This window comes from Caballeronia sp. M23-90, assembly GCF_053574605.1.
Map to the genome: position 1 here is coordinate 1 of NZ_JBSIPA010000520.1, position 4,407 is coordinate 4,407.

The 4,407-nt window shown below is 62.9% G+C and carries 5 protein-coding genes; 1 reads left to right on the forward strand and 4 read right to left on the reverse strand.

Going from position 1 to position 4,407, the window contains the following annotated elements:
* Positions 1 to 468: ABC transporter ATP-binding protein (locus ACRXB1_RS31550; RefSeq protein WP_449494273.1), on the reverse strand; the 468-nt coding region annotated here is incomplete at its 3' end.
* Between the two features lie 99 nt (positions 469 to 567).
* Between ACRXB1_RS31550 and ACRXB1_RS31555 the strand changes: the two genes are divergently transcribed.
* A complete protein-coding gene (locus ACRXB1_RS31555) occupies positions 568 to 1,539 on the forward strand; it encodes a LysR family transcriptional regulator (protein ID WP_075357582.1) in 972 nt (323 codons plus the stop codon).
* On the opposite strand, the gene ACRXB1_RS31560 is transcribed toward ACRXB1_RS31555, so the two are convergent.
* The 3 genes from ACRXB1_RS31560 to ACRXB1_RS31570 form a co-directional block, all read right to left on the reverse strand.
* A complete protein-coding gene (locus ACRXB1_RS31560; RefSeq protein WP_062001912.1) occupies positions 1,511 to 1,894 on the reverse strand; it encodes a helix-turn-helix domain-containing protein in 384 nt (127 codons plus the stop codon). The two genes, ACRXB1_RS31555 and ACRXB1_RS31560, sit on opposite strands and share 29 nt — an antisense overlap.
* Positions 1,891 to 3,066 (reverse strand): NAD(P)/FAD-dependent oxidoreductase, encoded by a 1,176-nt coding sequence (locus ACRXB1_RS31565; RefSeq protein ID WP_075357583.1) that lies wholly within the window; start codon positions 3,064 to 3,066, stop codon positions 1,891 to 1,893. Before ACRXB1_RS31565 ends, ACRXB1_RS31560 begins: the two co-directional genes overlap by 4 nt.
* Positions 3,063 to 4,407 (reverse strand): FAD/NAD(P)-dependent oxidoreductase (locus ACRXB1_RS31570; protein ID WP_449494274.1); only part of this gene is annotated, 1,345 nt, incomplete at its 5' end. The genes ACRXB1_RS31570 and ACRXB1_RS31565, both read right to left, overlap by 4 nt.

Sequence of the window (4,407 nt, forward strand, 5' to 3'; positions counted from 1 at the left end):
TGCGACGCGCTGGCGCTGCCCGCCCGACAACTGGCTGATGCCGCGGCTCTCGTATCCGCCGAGTTCCACCATGGCAAGTGCGTCGGACACCTTGCGGGCCCATCCGGCCTTTGGCTGACGTCGTGCGCGCAACGGAAACGCGACGTTCTCGCCGACGCTCATATGCGGAAACAGTGCGTAGTTCTGAAACACGATGCCGATGTCACGCTTATGCGGCGGCGCGAATGTAATGTCGCGATCGCCGACCCAGACCGAGCCGGAACTCGGCTGGACGAAGCCGCCGAGAATGCCGAGCAAGGTGGTCTTGCCGGAACCCGACGGCCCGAGCAACGAGACGAATTCGCCGGGCGCGATATCGAGCGAAACGTCGTCGAGTGCGACAACCGGGCCGTAGCGCTTTGCAGCCGACCGGATCGATACTCCTGCTTTCGCCCTTGCACCATGCTGGTTTCTCTCGTTGGTATTCATGCCGGGACATGGGTTTTCATGCATCGGTGAAATCAAATATACGGCGCGTTTTTATTGGCGGCAATTCCCGAATTGTTGGATCAGGCATAACATGAGGTCATGCCCAATCTACGCAAGAAACTGCCGAGCGCCAATGCGCTGTTTGTTTTCGAGGCCGCGGCGCGCTGCGGAAACTTCACGCGCGCCGCACAGGAACTGTATGTGAGCCAGCCGGCAGTCAGCCGGATGCTGGCGCGCATGGAGGACCATCTCGGCGTGCAGTTGTTCGAGCGCGCACGCGGCGGTATCGAACTGACGGAAAACGGCCGCATTTTGTACGGGAAGATATCGGAGGGGTTCAACGGTATCGAGGGGGCGATTCGCGAGATCGAAGCGCGTTCGACCGGCGTGGAATCCGTGACGCTCTCGGTTTCCACCGCCTTTACCACGCACTGGCTGATGCCGCGAATGAACCGGCTCAACAAGGCGTTTCCGTCGGTGGACCTGCGATTCCAGTTGATTTCGGGGCGTATTGGCGGTCCGCTGATCGACGTGGACCTCGGCATGCGGTTCGTGACTCAGGACGAGATCGATGAAAACAGCGTCCTCGTCATGCCCGAACTCCTGCTGCCGGTGTGCAACCAGCGCTATCACGATCAACGGTTAATTAATTCAGCTGGCGAGCACGAAGACACGGTGATCGTCATGGACGACGAAGAGCGCGGCTGGCACGACCGCTTTGCAGCGTTCGCCGGACATCGGCGGCGCGCAGCGCATATGCTCAGTTTCAACGATTACGCCATCGTGGTTCAAGCCGCGCTGCTTGGTCAGGGCGTGGCGCTCGGCTGGCTGAACGTGGTGTCGCACTGGATTGCGCAAGGCGCGTTGATGCCGGCGGAGCAGGAACTGATTGCAACGCACCGCCGCTGCTGTCTGGTTTCGCCGCCCAACCGGCCACTGCGGCCGATCGTGAAATCGGTGCGCGACTGGATCATCGAAGAGACACGCTCGGACATGCGCACGGTCGAGACCGCGTATCCGGGTCTTGGCGTGCGCAATGCGCTCAAAAGCGCGGGGCTGGTGCTGAATTGACGAGGGCGCTGTGCTCGTGCGTGGTGGCCTTGCCGCGCGCGCGCTTCAGGAACGCGGTCGGCGTCATGCCGCAAAACTGCTTGAAGTGTCGCGCAAGATGGCTTTGGTCGAAGAAGCCGACTTCAGCCGCGACCATGGAGCCGGGCACGCCTGCCAGCAGCAGCATCTGCGCGCGCTCGATTCGCAAGCCGCACAGGTACCGGTAAGGCGACGACCCAAACTGTTGCCGGAATACCGTAACGAATCGCGGCACGCTCAACGCCGACAATTCGGCAAGCTGCGCGAGCGTCACGGGTTCATCGAAATGCGCTTCTATGAAAGCGCGCGCTTCACTGAGCGCTACGGTGGATTTCATGGCGGCGCCACTGCGGGTTGCATGATGGATTCGGCAGCGAACCGCCGCACGGAAAAGGGATCGAGCGCAATGGGTGTACTGCCTGTATCGATGAGTTCAGCCAGCGTCTCGCCGACGCCCGGGCCAATCTGGAAACCTGATCCGCAAAAACCGAACGCGTAGAAAAGACCGTCCACTTTCGAACTCGGACCGATCACCGGTTCGCCGTCGGGCAGATACCCCTCTACGCCGCTCCATACGCGAATCACGTTGAGTGCGCCCAGCGCCGGCACCATGCGGCGAAACTGCTTCATCTGGCGCACGGTGTTTTCGGGCAGCACGCTGGCGCGGCGCGTGGCGGCGTCGGCGGGACCGGGAGGACCGCCGCCCAGGATGATGTTGCCGCGCGGAATCTGCCTGAAATAAACGCTTTCTTCCTTGATCGATGTATAGACGCCCATCGACGCCTTGAAGACGTAAGGCACTGGCTCGGTCACCGCCATCTGCGGGCCGCTCGCCCGAATGGGCACGGGCTCTCCAAACTGCCCGCTGAGCTTGCTCGCCCACGCGCCCGCACAGATCACGACCTGCGCCGCACGGTATACGGTTCCGTTCGCGCTTTCCACGCGGAATGTATCGCCATCCTTATCGACGCGAACGATCTCCGTATTCTCGACAATCAACGCGCCGAGACGCGCCGCCGCACGGCCGAACGTCGGTGCGGCAAGTCGCGGATTGGCATGACCGTCGAGTGGAGAAATGGACGCGGACAGCACCTCGCGGCCGAGAAACGGAAAGCGCCTGAACACGGCTTCGCCGTGCAACACTTCGAGATCGAGCCCGTATTCGCGCGCCTCCTGCGCGTAGCGGTCGAAATACTCGGCATCATGTGCGTGATAGCAGACCCGCGTATGGCTCGACGGCAGGAATTCGACGTCCTCGCCAAGCAGTTCACGCGCGTTCTGCCAAATCCTGAGCGCACGGCTGGCCATGGCGAGTTGTGGCAGCGCGCGGCCTTGCCTTCGAATGCCGCCGAAATTCACGCCGCTCGCCTGCTGTCCCGTAAGACCGCGTTCGAGCAGGATCACCGAACGATTGCGACGCCGCAAGAAGAACGCTGTACTCGTGCCCATGATGCCGCCGCCGATCACGATAACATCGGCGCGGGTGGCAGATTGACTCAACGCGGTCATTCGCCGGGCTCCTCGACGAGCGCCATTGGCAGCGGCTTGACCGGCGCCTGGCCACGCAGCCGTCCGACTGACGACAACGGCACCGAAGCTGCTGCCGCAATCACTTCGGCGCCCGCATGCGCGCAGTATCGTCCCTGGCAACGCCCCATGCCGACACGCGAGAACGCTTTCGCCCTGTTGGCTTCCTTCGCGCCCGTCTCGCGCACCACGCGGCGCAACTCGCCGGCGGTGACCGCTTCGCATCGGCAGACAATGGTTTCGTCGGGCATCGATGCCACGAGACGCGACGGCCATGGAAACGCAATGCGCAGGCCATTGGCAAATCGAGTGAAGCGGGCTAGCTCGGTCTTGTGCTTCGACATCGATTCGGCCATCCCTTCCGCCTGCATGCCGGCGGCTTTCAGCACGGCCAGCGCGGCAATGCGTCCACTGCATTCGGCGGCATTCGCGCCGCGCACGCGGGCGCCGTCGCCTGCAATGTAAATCCCATCGATACTGCTGCGACCTTCGTCATCAGTCGAGACGAGCCATTGCTGCGCGGCTTCATCGAAGCGCATTTCGCAACCGGCGAGATCCGCAAGCTGGGTTTCGGGCCGAAGGTGATAGCCGAGCGCCACGGCGTCGCACTTGATATCGACGGGCACGCCGCTTTGCGATGCAGCGCGCACACCCGAGACGCCGATTTCCGGCGTGCCGGTAATTTCCATCGGCCGCACGCCGCGATAGATCCTGACGCCCGCGCGCCGCAGCACGGAGATCAGCGCTATACCGTTTTTCAGCGCACCAGGAATGGCCAGGAGCTTCGGCAAGGCGCGAAGACGCTGGGCAAACGTGGACGTGTCCAGCACCGCCATGACGCCTGCGCCCGCTTTCACGTATTGCGCCGCGACCAAATACAACAGCGGGCCGGTACCCATGAACACGACACGCGCACCGATTGCGCAGCCTTGCGATTTCAGTGCGACCTGCGCGCCGCCGAGACTGTAGGTGCCTGCGAGCTGCCAGCCTTTTACCGGCAGCAGACGATCCGTCGCGCCGCTGCAGATGATGAGTGCATCGAACTCCATGGTCCGGTATTGCCCGTCATTCACGAGATGCACCGTGCCCGGTGTGATGTTCCAGACGAGCGTGTGGGGCAGATAGTCGATCTTGCCCTTGAGCGCGTCGAAGTCCAGATGCAGCGACTGCGCATGCGCGGCCTCCGTGCCATAGAGCGTTGCATATGAACGGGTGAAGCCGCCGGGCTGCCGCCTGTAGATCTGGCCGCCGTCCTTCGCGCCTTCGTCGATCACGGTGGGGCGAAGCCCGCCCAACACCAGTTCCTGCGCCGCACGCACGCCA

What these genes read in the sequence shown, in the direction of transcription:
- ACRXB1_RS31555 (WP_075357582.1), top strand. Translation starts at nt 568, where the DNA reads ATGCCCAATCTACGCAAGAAACTGCCGAGCGCCAATGCGCTGTTTGTT.
- ACRXB1_RS31560 (WP_062001912.1), bottom strand. Translation starts at nt 1,894, where the DNA reads ATGAAATCCACCGTAGCGCTCAGTGAAGCGCGCGCTTTCATAGAAGCG.
- ACRXB1_RS31565 (WP_075357583.1), bottom strand. Translation starts at nt 3,066, where the DNA reads ATGACCGCGTTGAGTCAATCTGCCACCCGCGCCGATGTTATCGTGATC.